Origin of the sequence: Dechloromonas sp. ARDL1 (assembly GCF_051122455.1) — a bacterium.
Classification (GTDB): domain Bacteria; phylum Pseudomonadota; class Gammaproteobacteria; order Burkholderiales; family Rhodocyclaceae; genus Azonexus.
In genome coordinates, this window is record NZ_CP168939.1 from 4,194,639 (window position 1) to 4,215,183 (window position 20,545).

At 62.2% G+C, this 20,545-nt stretch carries 20 protein-coding genes; 14 read left to right on the plus strand and 6 right to left on the minus strand.

What is annotated here, in order from left to right; genetic code table 11:
• The first annotated feature begins 1 nt into the window (after nucleotide 1).
• Together AB6Q56_RS20740 and AB6Q56_RS20745 are read left to right on the plus strand one after the other, a co-directional pair.
• The gene (locus AB6Q56_RS20740; RefSeq protein ID WP_434514918.1) at nucleotides 2–409 is read left to right on the plus strand and encodes a YidB family protein; all 408 of its coding nucleotides are present in this window, start codon (nucleotides 2–4) and stop codon (nucleotides 407–409) included.
• 41 nt (nucleotides 410–450) lie between these two features.
• Nucleotides 451–1,116: an OmpA family protein gene (locus AB6Q56_RS20745; protein WP_434514919.1), complete on the plus strand. Its 666-nt coding sequence runs from the start codon at nucleotides 451–453 to the stop codon at nucleotides 1,114–1,116.
• A 3-nt stretch (nucleotides 1,117–1,119) separates the two neighbouring features.
• On the opposite strand, the gene hemW is transcribed toward AB6Q56_RS20745, so the two are convergent.
• The 5 genes from hemW to AB6Q56_RS20770 form a co-directional block, all read right to left on the minus strand.
• Nucleotides 1,120–2,319 (minus strand): radical SAM family heme chaperone HemW, encoded by a 1,200-nt coding sequence (gene hemW, locus AB6Q56_RS20750; RefSeq protein ID WP_434514920.1) that lies wholly within the window; start codon nucleotides 2,317–2,319, stop codon nucleotides 1,120–1,122.
• Nucleotides 2,320–2,391: 72 nt separating this feature from the next.
• Nucleotides 2,392–2,979 (minus strand): RdgB/HAM1 family non-canonical purine NTP pyrophosphatase, encoded by a 588-nt coding sequence (gene rdgB / locus AB6Q56_RS20755; protein ID WP_434514921.1) that lies wholly within the window; start codon nucleotides 2,977–2,979, stop codon nucleotides 2,392–2,394.
• Nucleotides 2,976–3,692: a ribonuclease PH gene (gene rph, locus AB6Q56_RS20760; RefSeq protein WP_434514922.1), complete on the minus strand. Its 717-nt coding sequence runs from the start codon at nucleotides 3,690–3,692 to the stop codon at nucleotides 2,976–2,978. Before rph ends, rdgB begins: the two co-directional genes overlap by 4 nt.
• Nucleotides 3,693–3,700: 8 nt before the next feature.
• Nucleotides 3,701–4,618 carry a PP2C family protein-serine/threonine phosphatase gene (locus AB6Q56_RS20765; protein WP_434514923.1) on the minus strand — a complete coding sequence of 306 codons (918 nt, stop codon included), beginning with the start codon at nucleotides 4,616–4,618 and terminating at the stop codon, nucleotides 3,701–3,703.
• Nucleotides 4,615–5,562, minus strand: coding sequence for a serine/threonine protein kinase (locus AB6Q56_RS20770; RefSeq protein WP_434514924.1), 948 nt, complete (start codon nucleotides 5,560–5,562; stop codon nucleotides 4,615–4,617). The genes AB6Q56_RS20765 and AB6Q56_RS20770 overlap by 4 nt, the downstream gene beginning before the upstream one ends.
• A 77-nt stretch (nucleotides 5,563–5,639) precedes the next feature.
• Here AB6Q56_RS20770 and AB6Q56_RS20775 point away from each other — a divergent pair, with 77 nt between their 5' ends.
• The 12 genes from AB6Q56_RS20775 (at nucleotide 5,640) to AB6Q56_RS20830 (ending at nucleotide 19,458) form a co-directional block, all read left to right on the plus strand.
• Nucleotides 5,640–6,506, plus strand: coding sequence for a YicC/YloC family endoribonuclease (locus AB6Q56_RS20775; protein WP_434514925.1), 867 nt, complete (start codon nucleotides 5,640–5,642; stop codon nucleotides 6,504–6,506).
• A 12-nt stretch (nucleotides 6,507–6,518) separates the two neighbouring features.
• A complete protein-coding gene (locus AB6Q56_RS20780; RefSeq protein ID WP_434514926.1) occupies nucleotides 6,519–9,089 on the plus strand; it encodes a response regulator in 2,571 nt (856 codons plus the stop codon).
• A gap of 42 nt (nucleotides 9,090–9,131) precedes the next feature.
• Entirely contained in the window at nucleotides 9,132–9,740 is a 609-nt protein-coding gene (gene gmk / locus AB6Q56_RS20785; protein ID WP_434514927.1) for a guanylate kinase, read from the plus strand.
• Nucleotides 9,741–9,755: 15 nt separating this feature from the next.
• A complete protein-coding gene (rpoZ, locus tag AB6Q56_RS20790) occupies nucleotides 9,756–9,962 on the plus strand; it encodes a DNA-directed RNA polymerase subunit omega (RefSeq protein WP_150428094.1) in 207 nt (68 codons plus the stop codon).
• Between the two features lie 21 nt (nucleotides 9,963–9,983).
• Nucleotides 9,984–12,125 (plus strand): RelA/SpoT family protein, encoded by a 2,142-nt coding sequence (locus AB6Q56_RS20795; protein WP_434514928.1) that lies wholly within the window; start codon nucleotides 9,984–9,986, stop codon nucleotides 12,123–12,125.
• Nucleotides 12,122–13,375 carry a D-amino acid dehydrogenase gene (locus AB6Q56_RS20800; RefSeq protein WP_434514929.1) on the plus strand — a complete coding sequence of 418 codons (1,254 nt, stop codon included), beginning with the start codon at nucleotides 12,122–12,124 and terminating at the stop codon, nucleotides 13,373–13,375. The genes AB6Q56_RS20795 and AB6Q56_RS20800 overlap by 4 nt, the downstream gene beginning before the upstream one ends.
• The gene (locus AB6Q56_RS20805) at nucleotides 13,372–14,130 is read left to right on the plus strand and encodes a TatD family hydrolase (RefSeq protein WP_434514930.1); all 759 of its coding nucleotides are present in this window, start codon (nucleotides 13,372–13,374) and stop codon (nucleotides 14,128–14,130) included. Before AB6Q56_RS20800 ends, AB6Q56_RS20805 begins: the two co-directional genes overlap by 4 nt.
• Nucleotides 14,131–14,256: 126 nt before the next feature.
• Nucleotides 14,257–14,523 (plus strand): chaperone NapD, encoded by a 267-nt coding sequence (locus AB6Q56_RS20810; RefSeq protein WP_434514931.1) that lies wholly within the window; start codon nucleotides 14,257–14,259, stop codon nucleotides 14,521–14,523.
• A gap of 1 nt (nucleotide 14,524) precedes the next feature.
• The gene (gene napA / locus AB6Q56_RS20815) at nucleotides 14,525–17,074 is read left to right on the plus strand and encodes a nitrate reductase catalytic subunit NapA (RefSeq protein WP_434514932.1); all 2,550 of its coding nucleotides are present in this window, start codon (nucleotides 14,525–14,527) and stop codon (nucleotides 17,072–17,074) included.
• A gap of 87 nt (nucleotides 17,075–17,161) precedes the next feature.
• The gene (napG, locus tag AB6Q56_RS20820; RefSeq protein ID WP_434514933.1) at nucleotides 17,162–18,034 is read left to right on the plus strand and encodes a ferredoxin-type protein NapG; all 873 of its coding nucleotides are present in this window, start codon (nucleotides 17,162–17,164) and stop codon (nucleotides 18,032–18,034) included.
• Nucleotides 18,031–18,936, plus strand: a complete 906-nt coding sequence (gene napH, locus AB6Q56_RS20825; protein WP_434514934.1) for a quinol dehydrogenase ferredoxin subunit NapH — start codon at nucleotides 18,031–18,033, stop codon at nucleotides 18,934–18,936. Before napG ends, napH begins: the two co-directional genes overlap by 4 nt.
• Before the next feature lie 30 nt (nucleotides 18,937–18,966).
• A complete protein-coding gene (locus AB6Q56_RS20830; protein ID WP_434514935.1) occupies nucleotides 18,967–19,458 on the plus strand; it encodes a nitrate reductase cytochrome c-type subunit in 492 nt (163 codons plus the stop codon).
• Nucleotides 19,459–19,520: 62 nt separating this feature from the next.
• Here AB6Q56_RS20830 and rpoH read toward each other — a convergent pair whose 3' ends face one another.
• Entirely contained in the window at nucleotides 19,521–20,381 is an 861-nt protein-coding gene (gene rpoH, locus AB6Q56_RS20835) for an RNA polymerase sigma factor RpoH (RefSeq protein WP_434514936.1), read from the minus strand.
• Nucleotides 20,382–20,545 lie beyond the last annotated feature (164 nt).

Below are 20,545 nucleotides of genomic sequence, written 5' to 3' on the forward strand. Positions count from 1 at the left end.
CATGGGTCTTCTCGATTCCGTCGTCGGTGCCTTGGCCGGCGGGCAGTCCGGCGGCGACAATCCGCTGCTCGGCATCGTCATGCAGTTGCTCAACAACCAACCGGGTGGGTTGGCCGGGCTCGTCCAGTCCTTTCAACAGGGTGGGTTGGGCGAGATCGTCAATTCCTGGGTGTCGACCGGGCAGAACCTGCCGATTTCAGCGGAGCAGCTGCAATCCGTCCTCGGTTCCGGTCAACTGCAGCAAATTGCCGCCCAGCTTGGCGTGTCGCCGGAACAGGCTTCCGGCAACCTGGCTGACCTGCTGCCGAAGGTAGTCGACCAGCTGACGCCGAACGGCCAGTTGCCGCAAGGGGGCGACCTGCTGTCGCAAGGGTTGGACATGCTCAGGAAGGGCGGGCTTTTCGGTTGATGCGCGCCCGGCTTTTTTCGCTTGATCGAGGAGTGCGAACCATGAAAAACAGCGTGAACGGTTTTCTTGCCCTTGCCGTCTTGTCGACCGCCCTGGGTGGATGTGCCAATCTGGATGAAACCCAGCGCACGACAGCGACCGGAGCGACCATCGGCGCCGTTGCCGGCGCCGTGTTGGGCGGTGTGACTGCCGGTGGCAACAAGACCAAGAGCGCAGCGACAGGTGCCGCGATTGGCGCTGCGCTGGGCGCCGGCGGCGGTTATTTGTGGTCGCGGCATATGCAGGAACAGAAGGCGGCGATGGAGCAGGCGACGCAGGGGACCGGCATCGCAGTCAGCCAGACGGCCGACAACCAGCTCAAGCTCGATATCCCCAGCGATCTGTCCTTCGATTCGGGGCAATACCACATCAAGCCGGGGCTGCATGCCGTGCTCGACCGTTTTGCCACAACGTTGAACCAGAACCCGGTGACGACCCTGCGCATCGTCGGGCATACCGACAACGTTGGCAGTGACGCGACAAACAATCCGCTGTCGGTCAATCGGGCGGCCGCGACCCGGGATTACCTGGTGTCGCGCGGCGTGGCGAGCAAGCGGATCAGCATCGACGGTCGTGGCGAGCAGGAGCCGATCGCCGACAATGCCACGGCGGCCGGCCGGGCAAAGAATCGGCGCGTCGAAATCTTCGTTGCCGAAGCGACGCACTGATTTTTATAGAAAACGTTCGAGCAGGACGTTCAGGAAGCGCCGGCCCTTCGCGGTCGGCGCAATTTTTTCGGGACCGACTTCGAGCAGCCCCTCGGCTTCGGCAGCCTTCAGTTGCGGCAGGATGCCGTTGAGCGAGCGGGCCGTGCGCGCCTCGAACAGCGACGGATGAAAGCCGTCAGCCAGGCGCAGGGCATTCATCATGAACTCGAAGGGTAGGCTGGTTGCCTCGACTTCGTTGTGTTCCTGAACCGCGTTGCCACTGCGGATGTTGTCCAGATAGGCCTTGGGGTGTTTTTGGCGCATCTGGCGCAGCACCCGGTCGTGCAGGGTCAGTTTCGAATGGGCGCCGGCACCGATGCCAAGGTAGTCGCCAAAGTACCAGTAATTCAGGTTGTGCTTGCACTGGCGGCCGGGCAGGGCAAAGGCCGAGGTTTCGTAGTTGGTGAAGCCGGCCGTTGCCAGTCGTGCCTCGATGGCTTCCTGCATGTCGGCACAAACGTCGCCCTCTGGCAGTTCTGGCGGAAAGGCCGCAAAGCGGGTGTTCGGCTCCAGGGTCAGTTGGTAGCAGGAGAGGTGGGTCGGCGAGAAACTCAGTGCCGTTTCGACATCCGTGAGTGCTTGCTCGTGCGTCTGGCCGGGCAGGCCGTACATCAGGTCGAGGTTGAAGGTCTCGAAATGCTGGCCGGCGAGCTGCGCCGCACGCTTGGCTTCGGCTGCGCCATGGATGCGCCCGAGGGCCTTCAGGTGGTCGTCGTTGAAACTCTGGATGCCGAGCGACAGGCGATTCACGCCGGCCGCGCGGAAACCGGCGAATTTCTCGGCTTCGACCGTGCCCGGGTTGGCTTCCAGCGTGATTTCGGCATCCGGCGCCAGCATGGCCAGGGCGCGGAAGGCGGCGAGCAATTCGTCGATGGCGGTTGGCGAGAGGAGGCTGGGCGTGCCGCCGCCGAAGAAGACGCTGACCACCGGCCGGCCCCAGATGAGCGGGAGCGCCGATTGCAGATCGGCAATGAGCGCGTCGACGTATTCGCGTTCGGGAATGGTCTCCCCGGCCTCGTGCGAATTGAAGTCGCAGTACGGGCATTTCTGCACGCACCACGGCACATGGACGTAGAGGGCGAGCGGCGGCGAGACGCGGAATTCGAGGGGAGCCTTGGCGGAGGGTGCCTTGCCGGCGGCGAAGATTGGAATGGTGCGGGCCATGGGTGTTTCCGGCTGTAGGGTGGAGCGCCCAAGCCCGGCGGCGAAGCGCTCGGGCGGGGCGCCGAATTCGACCTACAGCGACGGCAGGCGTTCGATCAATTTCTGCATGGCACGCCCGCGGTGCGAGACGGCGTTCTTGGTATCGGCATCGAGCTCGGCGGCGGTCTTGCCGAATTCCGGGACGAAGAACAGCGGGTCGTAGCCGAAGCCGCCATCACCGCGATACTGGTCGACGATCTCGCCGTGCCATTCGCCTTCGGCGATGATCGGTTGGGGATCGTCGGCGCTGCGGCAGAGCACCAGGCAACTGACGAAGTGGGCCCGCCGGTCGGATTGCGTGGACAGGTCGGCGAGGAGCTTCTCGTTGTTGCGGGCATCCGATTTCGGCTCACCGGCGTAGCGCGCGGAGATGACGCCGGGGGCGCCGCCCAGTGACTTGACGCATAGCCCGGAGTCGTCGGCCAGCGCCGGCAGGCCGGAGAGTCGGGCGGCGTGGCGGGCCTTGGCCAGCGCGTTCTCGACAAAGGTACCGTGCGGCTCTTCGGCCTCCGGGATGCCAAGCTGGCCCTGCGGGATGACTTCGAAGCCGAGCGGCGCCAGCAGCGCATTCAGTTCCTTCATCTTCTTGGCGTTGTTCGACGCGAGGACGAGTTTTTTCATGAGGCGAGGGCGCTTTCCTGGGCGGCGACGAGCTGCCGGATGCCCATCTCGGCGAGGTCCATCAGCACATTCATCTGCTGGCGGGTGAAGGGTTCGCCTTCGGCTGTCCCCTGAACCTCGACGATGCCGCCCTGGCCGGTCATGATGACGTTCATGTCGGTGTCGCAGTTCGAGTCTTCCGGGTAGTCGAGGTCGAGCACGGGGCTGCCTTCAAAGATGCCGACCGAAATGGCGGCGACATGGTCGCGCACCGGGGTGGCCGGCAGTTTGCCGGCCTGGACCAGCTTGTCGCAGGCTTCATAAAGCGCGATCCAGGCGCCGGTGATCGAGGCGCAGCGGGTGCCGCCATCGGCTTGCAATACATCGCAATCGAGCGTGATCTGGCGTTCGCCAAGCGCCTTGAGGTCGGTGACGGCGCGCAGGCTGCGGCCGATCAGGCGCTGGATTTCCTGGGTGCGGCCAGTCTGTTTTCCCTTCGCTGCCTCGCGGGCGCTGCGGGTGTGCGTCGAGCGGGGCAGCATGCCGTATTCGGCGGTCACCCAGCCCTGGCCTTTACCGCGCAGGAAGGGCGGCACGTTTTCCTCGACCGAGGCGGTGCATAGCACGCGGGTATCGCCCATTTCGATGAGCACCGAGCCTTCGGCGTGGCGGGTGAAATTACGGGTGATGCGGACGCTACGGAGCTGGTCCGGCTGGCGTTGGCTGGGGCGCATGGCTTTCCTTATTTCTTCGGGTTGTATTTTTCGATGGCGGCGCGGATTTCCTCGATCGCATCCTCGATCTCGACCTCGCTCAGCTCGCTCTTGTAGGCCGGATTACGGCCGAATTCCTCGAGCCGGGTGGTGACTTCGTCCTGGGTCATGGTCTGTGTCGAGATGGAACTGCTTGCTTCTTCGACATAGGCATCCTCCCAGCGCACGGCAACCACCGACAGGTTGTCGCGATGCGGGCCTCCCTTGGCATCTGCCTGATTGAGCACCATCGGGATCGTCTGCAGTAGATTGGTGCCCTTTAGGGCGACGGCCATCATTTCGCCGGAAATTTCGCCCCACAGGCCATCGGTGCACAGCAACAGGATGTCGCCGTGGTCGAGTGGCGTCTTGCGCGAAAACTCGATTTCCGGCGGCGTCGGGCTGCCCAGGCAACTGTAGATCTTGTTGCGGTCCGGGTGAAAGACGGCCTGCGCTTCGGTGATCATGCCTTCCTCGACGAGCAGGCGAATGCGCGAGTGGTCCTTGGTCTGGGCGATGACCCGGCCGTCGCGCATCAGGAAGAGGCGCGAATCGCCGGCGTGCGCCCAGTAGGCGACATTGTCCTGTACCACGCAGGCAACGCAGGTGGTGCGCGGGGTGTCGCTCAGTTTGTGGCGCGCGGTGTAGTCAAGGATGGCGTGATGGGCGTTGGTCATGCCCTTGAGCAGGAAGCGGAAGGGGTCGGCCAGTAGCGGGCGGGCCTCGCGCTGGAAGGCGTCGGCCAGCGTCTGGACGGCGATTTGTGCCGCGATCTCACCGTAATGGTGGCCACCCATGCCATCGGCGACGACCATCAGCAGGGCATCGCGAGAGTAGCAGTAGGTTGTCCGGTCTTCGTTGTTGGCGCGGCCGCCAACGCGGCTTTCCTGGTAGATGGTGAATCTCATCGCGTCGGATTCCTGAATTTATCCACGAAGCGACCAAGCCAGGTCGGGTTGGGCTTCGGGCGGGGCGGTGTGATGGCTTCGACAAGCGCCTTCTGCAAGGCGAAAACGCTTTGCGGCCGGTACAGATGATTGAGGTTCAGACACCAGTCGATAATCTCGAGCAGGCGGTCGGAGTACTGGCCATCCCAGCGCACCATGGCCGGGGCCAGCGAGTCCTTTTTCATGCGGCTGTCGGCCGCTTGCGGGGCGACGCCGGCCAGGCAGGCGTACATTGAGGCGCCGACGCTGTAAATGTCGCTCCACGGGCCGAGATCCTTGCGTGTGCCGTAGTGCTCGGGCGACGCAAAACCCGGGGTGTACATCGGCTTGAGGACGGGCTGGTCGGTGATCAGCGTTTGGCGGGCAGCGCCGAAGTCGATCAGCACCGGCGTGTTGTCGCCACGCAGATAGATGTTCGATGGCTTCAGGTCGAGGTGCAGCAGCTTGTTGGAGTGCACCTCGCGCAGGCCGTTCAGCATGCGGGTGAAGACGCCGCGGATGAAGCGCTCCGAAATGTGTCCCTGGTGTTTCTGGATGAATTCCTGCAGCGTCCGGCCATGCTCGTACTCCATGACCATGTACACCGTGTCGTTGGCGCGAAAGAAGTTCAACACGCGGATCACGTTCGGGTGTGACAGGCGGGCCAGTGCGCGGCCTTCCTCGAAGAAGCACTTCATGCCGTAGCGGAAGGCGCCCAGGTGTTCCGCCGTGATGACCGGGTTGATCTCGCCGCGGCTGCGCAACGCCAGACTGTTGGGCAGATACTCCTTGATGGCAACCTGTCGCCCCTCGGGGTCGGTCGCGAGATACACGATGGAAAAACCGCCGAGCGAAAGCTGGCGGTCTATCGTGTATTCCTCAAGTTGGTGACCGTTGGGTAACGGTTGATTGGCTTGTTGCGCCATGGAGCTCGCGGTTATGATGCAATTTCAGGCATTTTCGGGCGTGTCGTCCGGCCTGTAAAGCTGGAGAGCCCCCGACAATGATTTGTAGTATGACTGGTTATGCAGTGAAAACCCGTGATGTAGATCGCGGTTCACTGCAAATAGAGCTGAAAAGCGTCAATTCCCGCTATCTCGATTTCCACTTCCGGGTTACCGAGGATTTGCGGGCGCTGGAAATGCCGCTGCGCGAACTGCTTTCGGCCCGCCTGTCGCGCGGCAAGGTCGAATGCCGCCTGTCCTTCAATGCGGCGGCGGCCCGCGCCGAGCAGCTTCAGCTCAACGTTGAGTTGCTCGCCAACCTGCAGGCGCTGAGCGCCCAGGTGCGTGCGCAGTTGCCCGAGGCGGCGCCCCTGAGCGTGAATGAAACCCTGCGTTGGCCCGGCATGTTCGGCGACCAGAGCGTAGATTTTGCAGCGCTTGGGCCCGAGGTCATGGCGCTCGCCCGCGAGGCGCTCGACGACTTCACGGCCAGCCGGGGGCGCGAAGGCGCCAAACTGGCGGCCATGATTGTCGAACGGGTCAACGGCATGCGCGATATTGTGCGTCGTGTCGCCCCCCGCATTCCCGAGGCGCAGGCCCTGTTTACGGAAAAGTTGCGTCAGCGCCTGACCGAGGCCTTGGGCAATGCCAGCGACGATCGCATCCTTCAGGAGGTTGCGGTGTTCGCCACGCGCATTGACGTGGCGGAGGAACTGAGCCGCCTGACGACGCATCTCGACGAAGTCGAACGCGTGCTCAAGCAGGGTGGCGCCTGTGGTAAGCGGCTGGATTTCCTGATGCAGGAGTTGAATCGTGAGGCCAATACGCTAGGCTCCAAGTCGGCGATTACCGAGGTGTCCCAGGCCTCGATGGATCTCAAACTGCTCATCGAGCAGATGCGCGAGCAAATTCAGAATCTGGAATAAAAGCCAGCCACCATGCAGACCGTCGGCGCCGCTCCTCCACTGTCTCCGACGGCGCTGACGCAACGCTTCATCCTGGGCTGGCTGGTGGTGATCCTGTTGGCCATAGCCTTGGGCGCCTACCTGCTGACGACGAGCCTCCGCCAGCATCGCAGCCAGACACAGCAGACGACCGAAAACCTCGCCATGCTGGTCGAGCGCGATGTGGCTGCGTCGCTGGAAATGGTCGACCTGTTGCTGCAGGATGCTATCGATCTCTACGTGGAGCGTGTCGTTAACGCTCATGGTTCCCCCGAGGCCATGGAAGGCTTCCTCCGTCGCCAGAGAGAGCGTTTGCCGCAACTGGGGGTGCTGCGTATTGCCGATGCCGAAGGCGTATCCCTTGTCGGATTTGGCGGCGGAGCCAGGGGCGGCCTGAAGGTCGACGACCGGGATTACTTCCGGCGCTTGCGGGATGACCCGAGGCTCGAATGGGTCATGTCCAAGCCGCTGGTGGGTCGGCTCACCGGCAAATCGCTGGTCGTCATCGCGCGGCGCTTACCCGACGAGGATGGCAAATTTTCCGGGATCGCCTACGCCGGCATTGATCTGGACTATTTTCAGCAAGGATTTTCCGGGCTGCGTATCGGCGATGCCGGTTCGATTTCCTGGCGCGACCAGGAGATGGTCTTGCTGGTTCAGGTTCCGGCCAGCGATGCAGCTGATGAACGCGGCTCCTCGACGGTATCCGACGAATTTGACGCAGCGTTGTCGAGCAATCCGCGTGAAGGCACTTACGTAGCCGGTGCCAACGCCAATGGCGTCAGTCGGCTGCATGCTTATCGCTTCAATCCGGACTACCGCTTCTACATTGATGTCGGCATTCCCGAGGCGCACTACCTGCAGCCCTGGCAGGGGCAGCGTCGGGTCATCCTGGCCATGCTGATCTTGTTCATCGCCCTGAGCGGTGGCGCGCTCTTCATGATGCATCGCTATGCCAGCCGTCTCGGCGAGCGCGAGCAGATATTGCGGACACTCTTCGATACCTCCGATGGCGCGATTTTTCTGGTCGATCCGGATGGGCGCATCGTGATGGCCAACGAACGGATGTCGGCCATGTGGGGGATTCCCATGGCCGAGCTGATCGGCGATGAGTATGTTTCGCTGGTCCATCCCAACGAGAGGGAGGTGGGGCGCGAAAAAATGCGCAAGCTGATGGCATCCGAAATTCCCTTCGTCAGGCTGGAGCGGGAATATGTGCGGCGCGACGGGTCGATGTTCTGGGGTTTCCTGTGCGGGCGGCGCCTGGTTGACGAGCAAGGCGATTTGGTCGGCCTGGTCGGGCTTGTCACGGATATCGACGAACCGAAACGCAATGCGCAGGAGCTGGAGATTTATCGCCAGCATCTCGAGGTGCTGGTGCGGGAACGGACGGCGGAGCTCGAGCAGGCCAAGGATGTCGCCGAGTCGGCGAACCTGGCCAAGAGCGCGTTCCTGGCCAACATGAGCCATGAAATCCGGACGCCGATGAATGCCATCGTTGGTCTGGCGCATCTGCTCAAGCGTGACGAGCTGGCGCCGCGGCAGGCTGACCGGCTCGACAAACTGATGGCGTCGGCAGATCACCTGTTGTCGATCATCAATGACGTGCTCGATATTTCCAAGATCGAATCTGGGAAGCTGGTGCTCGAACAGGCTACCTTCCGAGTTGCCGATGTCGTTCAGCGGGTTGTCGGGTTGAATATCGACAAGGCCGCGGCCAAGGGGGTGTCTTTCCAGGTCGCAATGGATGGGCTGCCAACCTGCATGGTTGGCGACTACACGCGGACCAGTCAAGCCTTGCTGAACTATGTTGGCAATGCGATCAAGTTTACTGACGCCGGCAGCATCATTCTGCGCGGGGCGGTGGTGGGCGAGGACGAAGGCAGTCTGTGGGTACGTTTTGAGGTTCAGGATAGCGGAATCGGCATTCCTGAGGACGTCCGGCAGCGCCTGTTCCGTCCCTTCGAGCAAGCCGACAACTCGACAACCCGGAAGTATGGCGGAACCGGCCTGGGGCTGGTCATTACCCAGCGTCTGGCCGAGCTAATGGGCGGCCAGACCGGGGTCGACAGCGTGCCGGGAGAGGGGAGTACTTTCTGGATGACGGCCCGTTTCGGGAAGGCGGCACCCTGCACTGTGGAAGCGCCGGTACCCGAGCAGGAGGCATCGATCCAGCACAATCCGGCCGCACGCCTGCTGCTCGTCGAGGACGAGCCCTTGAATCGCGAAGTGGCGAGCGAACTGATTCGCGAAATTTCCGGGCTGCCGCTGGATATGGCCGAGGATGGCGAGCAGGCTATTGCCATGGTGCGGACTGTTCGTTATGACCTGATCCTGATGGACCTGCAGATGCCGGGCATTGATGGTCTCGAGGTGACGCGCCGTATCAGGGGGATGGCGGATTACGTAACGACCCCGATCATTGCCATGACGGCCAATGCCTTTGCCGAGGATCGTCAGCGCTGCCTGGCTGCCGGGATGAACGACCATATCGCCAAACCGGTCGATCCGGAACGCTTGAATCAGATCCTGCAACGCTGGTTGCCGAAGCCGCCGCTACAATGACGGCTTTGGCGCACGGCGCCAGTCCGCACGGGAAACAAACGCATGGCCGGAAATCTCTTTGTCGTTGCCGCTCCGTCGGGGGCGGGCAAGACCACCTTGGTGCGCATGCTGCTGGAACAGGAAAGCAGCGTGCATCTGTCGATCTCCTTCACGACGCGTGGCCCGCGTCCAGGTGAGGAGAACGGGCGCGCGTATCATTTCGTAGACACGGTCGAGTTCCAGGCCATGATCGCTCGCCAGGAGTTTCTGGAGTGGGCCGAGGTGCACGGAAATTTTTACGGCACGTCGAAAAAATGGATCGCCGACCAGTTGGCGGCAGGCCACGATGTATTGCTGGAAATCGACTGGCAGGGGGCGCAACAGGTACGCAAGCAGTTCCCCGAGGCGATCGGGATTTTCATCCTGCCGCCGTCGATGGAAGAGTTGACCAGCCGCCTGACCGGCCGAGGCACCGACAGCGCCGACGTCATCGCCCGCCGTCTGGCTGCGGCGCAGGCCGAGATGCGCCATGTCGGCGAATTCGACTATGTTATTATTAACGACCAGTTAGCGCAGGCGCTGGAAGATTTGCGTGCCGTCGTGCGCGCCTCCCGCCTGAGCGTCGGGGTTCAGCGTGTCCGTCACGCCGCCCTGTTCGAAAGATTGATTTGAAATTAGAGGTTTAGCATGGCCCGCGTTACCGTTGATGACTGCCTGAAGAGAATTCCGAACCGTTTCCAGATGACCCTTGCCGCCGCACACCGCGCCCGTCAATTGGCCAATGGCGCCACGCCGCTGGTGGACCCGGAAAAGCACAAGCCGACGGTTGTCGCGCTGAAGGAAATGGGTTCTGGCAAGGTTGGTCTGGAAGTGCTGAACCGCGGTCAGGCCTGAGTCATGGGGCGGTGAAGACCTATGGATCCTGCGCCGCCATCCTGTGTGGAACCCGCCTACCGGGTTTTCCTCGATAGTCTCGACTATCTCCCTACCGCCGATGTAACGAGAATCCAGGCCGCGTACGCTTTCGCGGCCAAGGCCCACGCGCATCAGAAGCGCATGTCGGGCGAGCCCTACATCACCCATCCGCTGGCCGTTGCCGGCGCCGTGGTGGAGTGGCGCATGGACGCCGACGCGATCTGCGCGGCGCTGATGCACGATGTGCTGGAGGATACCGGCACTACCAAGCACGAACTGGCCGAGAAATTCGGCAAGGAAGTCGCCGAGCTGGTCGATGGCCTCTCCAAGCTCGATAAGATGGAGTTCGCTTCCTATCAGGAGGCGCAGGCCGAGAATTTCCGCAAGATGCTGATGGCCATGGCGCGCGATTTGCGCGTCGTGCTCATCAAGCTGGCCGACCGCCAGCACAACCTACAGACGATGTCGGCGATGCGTGCCGACAAGCGTGCCCGCATCGCCCGCGAAACGCTGGAAATCTACGCTCCGATCGCCTTGCGCCTGGGCCTGAACAAGCTGTACCGCGAACTGCAGGATCTGTCGTTCTCGCTGATTCACCCGCATCGCGCCCAGGTCTTGTCCAAGGCGCTCAACGCCGCGCGGGGTAATCGCAAGGAACTGCTCACCCGCATCCTCGACGGGATTCGCGACAAGCTGATGCATGCCGGCCTGAGGGCCGAGGTCTTCGGGCGCGAAAAGAGCCTGTATTCGATCTTCCGCAAGATGAAGGACAAGCACCTGTCCTTCTCGCAGGTGCTCGACATCTACGGTTTCCGTGTCGTCGTCGACAACGTGCCGACCTGCTACCTGGCGCTCGGCGCCCTGCACAGCCTGTTCAAACCGGTACCCGGCAAGTTCAAGGATTACATCGCCATTCCCAAGGCCAACGGCTACCAGTCGCTGCACACGACGTTGATTGGCCCCTACGGCACGCCGGTCGAGGTGCAAATCCGCACCCGCGAGATGCACAACGTCGCGCAGGAAGGTGTGGCGGCGCACTGGTTGTACAAGGACATGGACGAGTCGAGCGCCGATCTGCAGATCAAGACGCACAAGTGGTTGCAGTCGCTGCTTGAGATGCAGACCAGCGATTCGTCGGAGTTCTTCGAGAACGTCAAGATCGACCTTTTCCCGGATGAGGTCTATGTGTTCACGCCCAAGGGCAAGATACTGGCCATGCCGCGCGGTGCGACGGTGGTCGATTTTGCCTATGCCGTGCACACCGATGTCGGTCATCACTGTTCGGCGGCGCGGGTCAATCACGAACTGGCGCCGCTGCGCAGCGAATTGCGCAATGGCGATCTCGTCGAAATCATCACATCGCCGCAGGCCAGCCCCAACCCTGTATGGCTGACCTATGTGAAAACCGGCCGCGCACGCAGCAAAATCCGTCATTTCCTGCGCACTATGCAGAACGAGGAGTCGGCACGTCTTGGCGAGCGCCTGTTGCGCCAGGAACTGCTGTCGCTCGGTGTAGTGCCCATCTCGATCCCGGCAGAAGCCTGGGATTCGCTGGTCAAGGCGGGCGGGCAGAAGTCGATGGAGGATGTCTATACCGAAATCGGCCTTGGCAAGCGCCTGCCGTCGGTTGTTGCCCGTCGCTTGCTGGCGCGGGAAGACCTGTCGGCCGATTCGCCGAGCAACATGACCCTGGCCATCCACGGCACCGAAGGCATGGCCATCCAGTTGGCGCGTTGCTGCCAGCCCATTCCTGGCGACCCGATCATCGGGTCGATCCGCAAGGGGAGCGGCTTGATCATCCATACGCACGATTGCCCGACCATTCGTAAGTCGCGCTCGGCGGAGCCGCAAAAATGGATCGACGTCGAATGGGAGCCGGAAGAGGGCAAGCTGTTCGATATCCGCATCAATGTCGAGGTCAAGAACGCACGCGGCGTTCTCGCCCAGGTCGCCTCCGCCATTGCCGAGGCCGGGTCGAATATTGAACATGTCGCGATGGATACCGATCCGGAGCGCCTGTACAACACCCTGCGCTTCACCGTCCAGGTTGCTCACCGCAATCACCTCGCCGCCGTGATGCGCGGCATCCGTCATATTCCCGAGGTCATTCGTATCGCCCGCGAACGGGGAGGGGAGGCTTGAGGATACTCGTGCTGGGCGCCGGCGTCGTCGGCACAACGAGTGCGTGGTATCTCGCCCGGGCCGGGCATCAGGTGACAGTTGTCGATCGTCAGCCGGTGGCCGGCAATGAAACCAGCTTTGCCAACGGCGGCCAGATTTCCGTTTCCCATGCCGAGCCGTGGGCCAATCCGCACGTCCTGCCGCGTGTCCTGAAATGGCTGGGGCGCGAGGACGCCCCCTTGCTCTGGCGCTGGCGTGCCGACCCGGCACAACTGGCATGGGGGCTGCGTTTTCTCGTCGAATGCCTGCCCGGCCGGACGCAGCAGAACATCGCCGCCATCGTCAGTCTCGCACTGTACAGCCGGCGCTGTCTGCAGACCTTGCGCGCCGAGCTCGACTTGCAGTACGACCACCTCGAGCGCGGCATCCTGCACATCTACACCGACCGCCGGGATTTTGCCCTGGCGGCCGAAGCCGCCCGGTTGATGCGTCAGCTGGGACTCGATCGCGATACGGTCGATGTCGAGCGTTGTCTCCAGTTGGAGCCGGCCCTCGTCGATGCCCGCCATTTGCTCGTCGGTGGCGACTACACGCGCTCGGACGAGTCGGGCGATGCCCATCGCTTCACGCAGGACCTGGCCGGGCATGCGCAAGCGGCGGGCGTTGAATTCCGCATGGAAACGACGATCGAGCGGATTGCCACGCGTGCCGGCAAAGTGGCTGGCATGGTCGTGCACAACGGCAATGCACCCGAATTGCTGACGGCCGATGCCTACGTCGTCGCATTGGGCAGCTATTCGCCGCTTCTGCTGCGGCCCATCGGCGTTTCCGTGCCGGTTTATCCGGCCAAGGGTTATTCGGCGACGCTGACGTTGGACGATGACAGCCATGCGCCGTCGGTCAGCCTGACCGATGACGAGCGCAAGCTGGTCTTCTCGCGGCTGGGGAATCGCTTGCGGGTCGCCGGGACAGCCGAGTTCAACGGTTACAACCTCGACCTCAACCCGGTGCGTTGCCAGGCTTTGATCGACCGGACAAGACAACTGTTTCCACACCTGCGGACCGTGGGCGAGCCGGCTTTCTGGTGCGGCCTGCGCCCGGCGACCCCTTCCAACGTCCCGCTGATCGGGCGGACGCGTTTCGCCAACCTGTGGCTCAATACCGGTCACGGTACGCTGGGCTGGACGATGGCTTGCGGCTCGGCGGCGGCGCTGGCCGAGATGATGAGCGGCACGCTGCCCGACCCCGATTTTCCCTTCCTGCGCGGATGATCGATACCCACTGCCATCTCGACGCAGCCGAATTCGACGGCGACCGGCGCGAGGTGCATGCAGCGGCCCTGGCGGCCGGCGTGACGAAGCTGGTCGTGCCGGCGGTGACGGTCGCCGGCTTCGGCAAGACACGGCAGACCGTGGCGCAATACGCCGGTTGCGCGGCGGCCTACGGCATTCATCCCCTTTACGTGATGCAGGCGGCGGAGGGCGATCTGGCGACGCTGCGCCGTTGGCTGGCGGACGAAAACCCCGTCGCGGTCGGCGAGATCGGTCTCGATCATTACGTTACCGACAGCGATCCCCTGCGCCAGGAGTTCTTCTTTGTCGAACAGCTGAAACTGGCCCGCGAATTCGATTTGCCGGTCGTCCTGCATGTGCGGCGGGCGGTCGATCCGGTCCTGAAGCAATTGCGCCGTTTCCGGGTGCGCAGCGGCATCGCCCACGCTTTCAACGGCAGCCGTCAGCAAGCCGAAGCCTTCATCCAGCTCGGCTTCGTCCTCGGTTTTGGCGGCGCGATGACGTATAGCGGTTCGACCCGCATCCGGGCACTGGCTGCCGAGTTGCCGCTGGAATCCATCGTCCTTGAAACCGATGCCCCGGATATTCCCCCCGCCTGGCTGAACGGCGGCCGCAATGCCCCGTCCGAATTGCCCACGATCGCCGATGTGCTGGCCGATTTGCGCGGCATCACCCGCCCCGCTGTCGTTGCTGCAACGACAGCCAACGCGCGACGCGTATTGCCCCGTATTTGATCCCCGTCAACATTTCATTAGAAGTTGCAGGGGTATTTTGCCGGATTTGATCTGCGCTAAAGAAGCATGCCCTGAGGAGCGTAGCCTGCCCGAGCTGACATCAAACTGACTGGGCGTAGCATGGACATGAAAGCCTCCCAAGGCATCAATATTTCCAGCGTCATCATCGGTGCCTTGCCGGATGACGCAACACAGGTGGCCGAACAACTCCGGCTACTCGAAGGCGTGGAGGTTCATGTCGTCAATGAAGATGGGCGCATCATCGTGTCCATCGAAAGCGCATCTGAAGGCGCCACGGTCACCACATTTGAAGCGATACACCGGATGCCGGGCGTGCTCTCGGCTTCGTTGGTGTACCACCAGTACGAATCCGATCCAGACGAGGAGGCCTGAGATGATGCAAGTAAAACTGACCCGGCGTGATTTCATCAAGAGCAACGCGGTGGCGGCGGCTGCCGTAACTGCCGGCATTACCGTTCCCGGCTTGGCTGTGGCCCAGCAGAAAGCGGGGGACGGGGTACGCTGGGACAAGGGGGTTTGTCGCTACTGCGGTACCGGTTGCGGCGTGCTGGTCGGGGTCAAGGACGGCCGTGTCGTTGCGACCCAGGGCGATCCGGAGGCGCCGGTGAATCGCGGCCTGAATTGCATCAAGGGCTATTTCCTTTCCAAGATCATGTATGGCAAGGACCGCCTGCAGACGCCGATGTTGCGGATGAAGGATGGCAAGTACGACAAGAACGGCGACTTCAAGCCAATTTCCTGGAAGCAGGCCTTCGACATCATGGAAGAGAAGTGCAAGGCCGCGCTCAAGGAAGGCGGGCCGCGCAACATCGCGATGTTCGGCTCGGGCCAGTGGACGGTGTGGGAGGGCTACGCCGCCGCCAAGCTGTTCAAGGCCGGTTTCCGCTCCAATAACATCGACCCGAACGCCCGCCACTGCATGGCCTCGGCCGTGGCCGGCTTCATGCGTACTTTCGGCATCGACGAGCCGATGGGCTGTTACGACGACGCCGAGCATGCCGACGTTTTTGCGCTGTGGGGTTCGAACATGGCCGAGATGCACCCGATACTCTGGGCGCGCATCACCGACCGTCGGCTGAGCGCCAAGCACGTCAAGATTCACGTGCTGTCGACCTTTAGCCACCGCTCCTGCGAGCTGGCCGACAACACGCTGATCTTCAAGCCGCAGTCCGACCTGGCCATCCTCAACTACATTGCCAACCACATCATCACGACTGGTGCGGTGAACAAGGATTTTGTCGCCAAGCACGTGAAGTTCGCCAAGGGCGTCACCGATATCGGCTACGGTCTGCGCCCGAATCACCCGCTGGAAAAGGTGGCGATGAACAACGGCTACCCGGGCGAGGACGGCAAACCGAAGGGCAATCCGAACAACTCGACGCCGATGACCTTCGACGAGTTCGCCGCCTTCGTGTCCGAATACACGCTCGACAAGGCGCACGAGATTTCCGGCGTGCCAAAGGAAAACCTCGAAGCGCTGGCCAAGGCCTACGCCGACCCGAAGGTCAAGATCGTTTCCTATTGGACGATGGGCTTCAACCAGCACACCCGTGGTACCTGGGTGAACAACATGATGTACAACGTGCACCTGCTGGTCGGCAAGATTTCCGAGCCGGGCAACGGGCCGTTCTCGCTGACCGGCCAGCCGTCCGCCTGCGGCACGGCACGCGAGGTAGGCACCTTTGCCCACCGTCTGCCGGCCGACATGGTGGTGATGAATCCCAAGCACCGCGAGTTGTCGGAAAAGCTGTGGAAGTTGCCGGCCGGAACGATTCCCGACTGGATCGGCCTGCACGCCGTGGCCCAGAGCCGCGCGCTGAAGGACGGCAAGCTCGGCTTCTACTGGACGTCGACGACCAACAACATGCAGGCCGGCCCGAACGTCAATGATGAAATCTATCCGGGCTGGCGCAATCCCAAGGCGTTCGTGGTGGTGTCCGACGTCTACCCGACGGTTTCGGCGATGTCGTCCGACCTGATCCTGCCTTGCGCCATGTGGATGGAAAAGGAAGGCATGTACGGCAACGCCGAGCGGCGTGGCCAGATGTGGCGCCAGCAGGTCAAGGCGCCGGGTGAGGGCAAGTCCGATCTGTGGCAGTACATGGAGTTCTCGAAGCGCTTCAAGATCGAGGAGGTCTGGCCGGCCGAACTGCTCGACAAGAATCCGGAATACAAGGGCAAGACGATGTTCGATGTCCTTTTTGCCAACGGTCAGGTCAACAAGTTCGGTCTCGACGAGGTGAAGAAGGTTAACGCCCACGGCATCAAGGACTACATGAACGACGAGTCCCAGTCCTTCGGCTTCTACGTTCAGAAAGGCCTGTTCGAGGAATACGCCGCCTTTGGTCGTGGCAAGGCCCACGATCTGGCCCCGTTTGACGTCTATCACAAGGCGCGCGGCCTACGCTGGCCGGTGGTTGACGGCAAGGAAACGCTGTGGCGCTTCCGCGAGGGTTACGATACCTATGTTCCGAAGGGCGAGGGCGTGCGTTTCTATGGCTATCCGGACGGCAAGGCCATCGCCTTCGCGCTGCCCTACCAGCCGGCGGCCGAAATGCCGGACGCGGAATTCGACCTCTGGCTGTGTACTGGCCGCGTGCTGGAGCACTGGCATACCGGATCGATGACGCGCCGCGTGCCGGAGCTGTACAAGGCGATGCCGGATGCGGTGCTCTACATGCATCCCGAAGACGCCAAGAAGCGAGGGCTGGCCCGCAACGATGTGGTCAAGCTGGCTACCCGGCGCGGCGAGGTCCAGTTGCGCGTCGAAACCAAGGGGCGCAACAAGCCGCCGCTCGGCTTGGTCTTCGCGCCCTTCTTCGACGAACATCGCCTGATCAACAAACTGACGCTGGATGCGACCTGTCCGATCTCGAAAGAGACGGACTACAAGAAGTGCGCCTGCAAGGTGGTGAAGGCGTAAGGGAACAACAAGGCAATCAGGGAGCGCCGGTACCGGACGGGAAAAGGGGCCCGTCCGGCGCTGGCTGAACTGCAGAGTAGATGAGAGATGACGGCAATACCCCCAAAAAATAGCGCGGCCCGCCGCCAGTTCCTGTTCGATTCCGCCAAGATGGCATGCGGCGTCGGCATGTTGGGACTGGGGCTTGGCCTTTATGCCAAACAGTCGAAGGCACTGCCCGCCCTGGCTCTGCGCCCGCCCGGCGCCTTGGCCGAGGCGGATTTTCTCGGTGCCTGCATACGCTGTGGCCTGTGCGTGCGCGACTGCCCCTACAACACGCTGGAACTCGCCAAGCCGGAGGCGCCGGTAGCGACCGGCACACCGTATTTCACCGCTCGCAATATTCCTTGTGAAATGTGCGAGGACATCCCTTGCGTCAAGGCCTGCCCGACCAAGGCGCTGGATCATGACCTGACCGACATCAACAAGGCGAAAATGGGCGTGGCGGTACTCATCGACCACGAAACCTGTCTCAACTTCCTCGGCCTGCGTTGCGATGTCTGTTACCGCGTCTGCCCGGTCATCGACAAGGCGATCACGCTCGACATGCAGCCCAATACGCGCACCGGGCGCCATGCCATGTTCCTGCCGACCGTGCATTCTGAACACTGCACCGGCTGCGGCAAGTGCGAGAAATCCTGTGTGCTGGAAGAGGCCGCCATCCGCATCCTGCCGCCCAAGCTGGCCAAGGGCGAACTTGGCAAGCACTACCGACTGGGCTGGGAAGAGCAGAAGAAGGCCGGACATTCGCTGATCGACGAATCGAAGATGGTCGATCTGCCGGACCGTTTGCCGGAAGGGGCGCGGCTCCCCGGCCACTACGATCCGGCATCGGGGCAGACCGAGGCCATGCGCGGTATGTCGGGCCAGGAGGTGGTGACCATTCCCAGCCTGCCGCCTGGCCTGGGGGGCAAGCCATGAGCCGGGCCGCCCACAAGAAACGTATCGGTGCCGAAGCGATCGAGGAGAAGGGCTGGCTGGGTGCCCACAAATGGCTGCTCCTGCGCCGTGTGTCACAACTTTCCATTCTCGCGCTGTTCCTGCTCGGGCCCTTGGCTGGACTCTGGATCGTCAAGGGCAACCTGAACTACAGTTATACCCTGAACGTGCTGCCGCTGACCGATCCCTATGTCGCGCTGCAATCGCTGGCGGCCGGCAACGTGCCGGAAAAGCTGGGGGTGATCGGCGTCGCGATTGCCATCACCTTCTATTTACTGGTTGGTGGCCGCGTCTATTGCAGCTGGGTATGTCCGATCAACATGGTGACCGATGCCGCCGGTTGGCTGCGCGACCGGCTCGGCATCAAGGGAGCGAGCAGCCTGTCGGCCAAGACGCGCTACTGGATACTGGGCATGACCCTGCTGGGTTCGGCTCTGACCGGTATCGTGCTGTGGGAGCTGATCAACCCGGTTTCCATGCTGCATCGCGGCTTGATATTCGGGATCGGAACGGCCTGGATGGTCGTTCTGGCCATTTTCCTGTTCGACCTGTTTGTGATGAATCGCGGCTGGTGCGGACGGCTTTGCCCGGTGGGCGCCTTTTACGGCCTGCTCGGCAAGTGGAGCCCGGTACGGGTTTCGGCCAGCAAGCGCAGTGCTTGCAATGATTGCATGGACTGTTTCGAAGTCTGCCCGGAACCGCAAGTCATCCGTCCCGCCCTTAAGGGCGAGGGCAAGGGTGTCGGCCCGGTGATTCTGGCTGCCAATTGCACCAATTGTGGACGTTGTATCGATGTCTGTTCGAAGGATGTATTCAACTTCGGATTACGCGGCAATAACCCGGCTTCAACTGCTTCCATCAGGGTGCAGTCCGGAGCCAAGTGATGATCGAGTCTTAGAGGAGGAGCGCCCATCATGAAACACACCCTGAAGCTGTCCTGCGCCGTTCTGGCGTCCGTCGCCTGCTGGGCGTTCGTATCACCGACTTTTGCCCAGGAAGCGCCGAAACCGATGCGTGGCAGCGATGTCGCTTCCGTCGATCAGGCACCTGAGGCCAAAAAATACCTGGGGGGCAAACCGGGCGGACAGGAAAAGGTGGCGCGGACCTTCAAGGAGCAGCCGCCGGTCATCCCGCATGCTGTCGAGAACTTCGACGAGATCACGCTGGAGGAAAACCAGTGCATGACCTGCCATAGCGCGGCGAATTACCAGAAGAAGAAGGCGCCGAAAGTCGGTGACAGCCACTTCCGCGACCGTGAAGGCAGGGTCTTGCCGGAAGCCTCGGCTGCCCGTCATAACTGCGTCCAGTGCCACGTGCCGCAGGTTGACGCACCGCCGCTGGTCGACAACGACTTCAAGGGCAATCTGGCCGAGAGCAAAGGCAAGGCGGCCAAGAAAAAGAACTGAAGCGACGGACGTTAAAAAAGGGAGCCTCGGCTCCCTTTTTGCTATCGGGCTATGCCCCCGCTTCAGTCGGCCGTCAGCAAGCCGCGCATCTTCTGCAGGGCCTTGGCCTCGATCTGGCGAATGCGCTCGGCCGATACGTCGAATTCGGCGGCCAGTTCATGCAAGGTCGCCGCCTCGCCTTCGTTCAGCCAGCGTGCCTCGACGATGCGGCGGCTGCGAGGATCAAGTCCTTCCAGCGCTGCGTGGAGGCCTTCGTTCTGTTGATAGGCCTGCGCCTTGTTTTCCAGTACCCGCGTCGGCTCGTAGCGCGAGTCAGCGAGGTAGTCGATCGGCGCGAAGGCTTCCTCGCTGTCGTCCGGGTTGCCCTCCAACGCCAGGTCGCGTCCGGATAGACGGGTTTCCATCTCGACGACCTCTTCGCGCTTGACGCCCAGGCGGGTGGCCACTTCGGCAGCTTGCGAACCTGACAGCGTATCGACGCCTTCGTACTCGTTCTTCAGGCTGCGCAGGTTGAAGAACAGCTTGCGCTGCGCCTTGGTCGTGGCGACCTTGACTAGGCGCCAGTTCTTCAAGATGTATTCGTGAATCTCGGCCTTGATCCAGTGCATGGCGAAGGACACCAAGCGCACGCCACGTGTCGGGTCGTAGCGCTTGACTGCCTTCATCAGGCCGATATTGCCTTCCTGGATCAGATCGGCGTGCGGCAGGCCATAGCCAAGGTAGCCGCGTGCAATGGAGATGACGAGGCGCAAGTGAGAAAGCACAAGCTGACGCGCCGCCTCCACATCGCCTTCGTTGTGGAAACGCTCGGCCAGTCGGACTTCCTCTGCTTCGGACAGCATCGGGTAACGATTCGCTGCCTGGATGTAGGCGTCGATATTCCCGACAGTCGATGGGATGGGAAGAGCCAAGGCATGGGTCATAGCGTTAAGTCCTCCTTCAAGGTTCACACTTATTTTAGCACTCGCTGACTAAGAGTGCTAAATCCCTGAAAAAGTTTCAGTGCACCGCGCATGAGCCGGTTAGCTAACATCAAAAGTGGGTAGGTAAAGTCGAAAACACTTAACCGAAAGAGGCACCGAGGGGC

Bases quoted from the DNA above. Each gene is read 5' to 3' on its own strand.
- AB6Q56_RS20740 (WP_434514918.1), top strand. From the start codon at position 2: ATGGGTCTTCTCGATTCCGTCGTCGGTGCCTTGGCCGGCGGGCAGTCC.
- AB6Q56_RS20745 (WP_434514919.1), top strand. From the start codon at position 451: ATGAAAAACAGCGTGAACGGTTTTCTTGCCCTTGCCGTCTTGTCGACC.
- hemW (WP_434514920.1), bottom strand. From the start codon at position 2,319: ATGGCCCGCACCATTCCAATCTTCGCCGCCGGCAAGGCACCCTCCGCC.
- rdgB (WP_434514921.1), bottom strand. From the start codon at position 2,979: ATGAAAAAACTCGTCCTCGCGTCGAACAACGCCAAGAAGATGAAGGAA.
- rph (WP_434514922.1), bottom strand. From the start codon at position 3,692: ATGCGCCCCAGCCAACGCCAGCCGGACCAGCTCCGTAGCGTCCGCATC.
- AB6Q56_RS20765 (WP_434514923.1), bottom strand. From the start codon at position 4,618: ATGAGATTCACCATCTACCAGGAAAGCCGCGTTGGCGGCCGCGCCAAC.
- AB6Q56_RS20770 (WP_434514924.1), bottom strand. From the start codon at position 5,562: ATGGCGCAACAAGCCAATCAACCGTTACCCAACGGTCACCAACTTGAG.
- AB6Q56_RS20775 (WP_434514925.1), top strand. From the start codon at position 5,640: ATGATTTGTAGTATGACTGGTTATGCAGTGAAAACCCGTGATGTAGAT.
- AB6Q56_RS20780 (WP_434514926.1), top strand. From the start codon at position 6,519: ATGCAGACCGTCGGCGCCGCTCCTCCACTGTCTCCGACGGCGCTGACG.
- gmk (WP_434514927.1), top strand. From the start codon at position 9,132: ATGGCCGGAAATCTCTTTGTCGTTGCCGCTCCGTCGGGGGCGGGCAAG.
- rpoZ (WP_150428094.1), top strand. From the start codon at position 9,756: ATGGCCCGCGTTACCGTTGATGACTGCCTGAAGAGAATTCCGAACCGT.
- AB6Q56_RS20795 (WP_434514928.1), top strand. From the start codon at position 9,984: ATGGATCCTGCGCCGCCATCCTGTGTGGAACCCGCCTACCGGGTTTTC.
- AB6Q56_RS20805 (WP_434514930.1), top strand. From the start codon at position 13,372: ATGATCGATACCCACTGCCATCTCGACGCAGCCGAATTCGACGGCGAC.
- AB6Q56_RS20810 (WP_434514931.1), top strand. From the start codon at position 14,257: ATGAAAGCCTCCCAAGGCATCAATATTTCCAGCGTCATCATCGGTGCC.
- napA (WP_434514932.1), top strand. From the start codon at position 14,525: ATGATGCAAGTAAAACTGACCCGGCGTGATTTCATCAAGAGCAACGCG.
- napG (WP_434514933.1), top strand. From the start codon at position 17,162: ATGACGGCAATACCCCCAAAAAATAGCGCGGCCCGCCGCCAGTTCCTG.
- napH (WP_434514934.1), top strand. From the start codon at position 18,031: ATGAGCCGGGCCGCCCACAAGAAACGTATCGGTGCCGAAGCGATCGAG.
- AB6Q56_RS20830 (WP_434514935.1), top strand. From the start codon at position 18,967: ATGAAACACACCCTGAAGCTGTCCTGCGCCGTTCTGGCGTCCGTCGCC.
- rpoH (WP_434514936.1), bottom strand. From the start codon at position 20,381: ATGACCCATGCCTTGGCTCTTCCCATCCCATCGACTGTCGGGAATATC.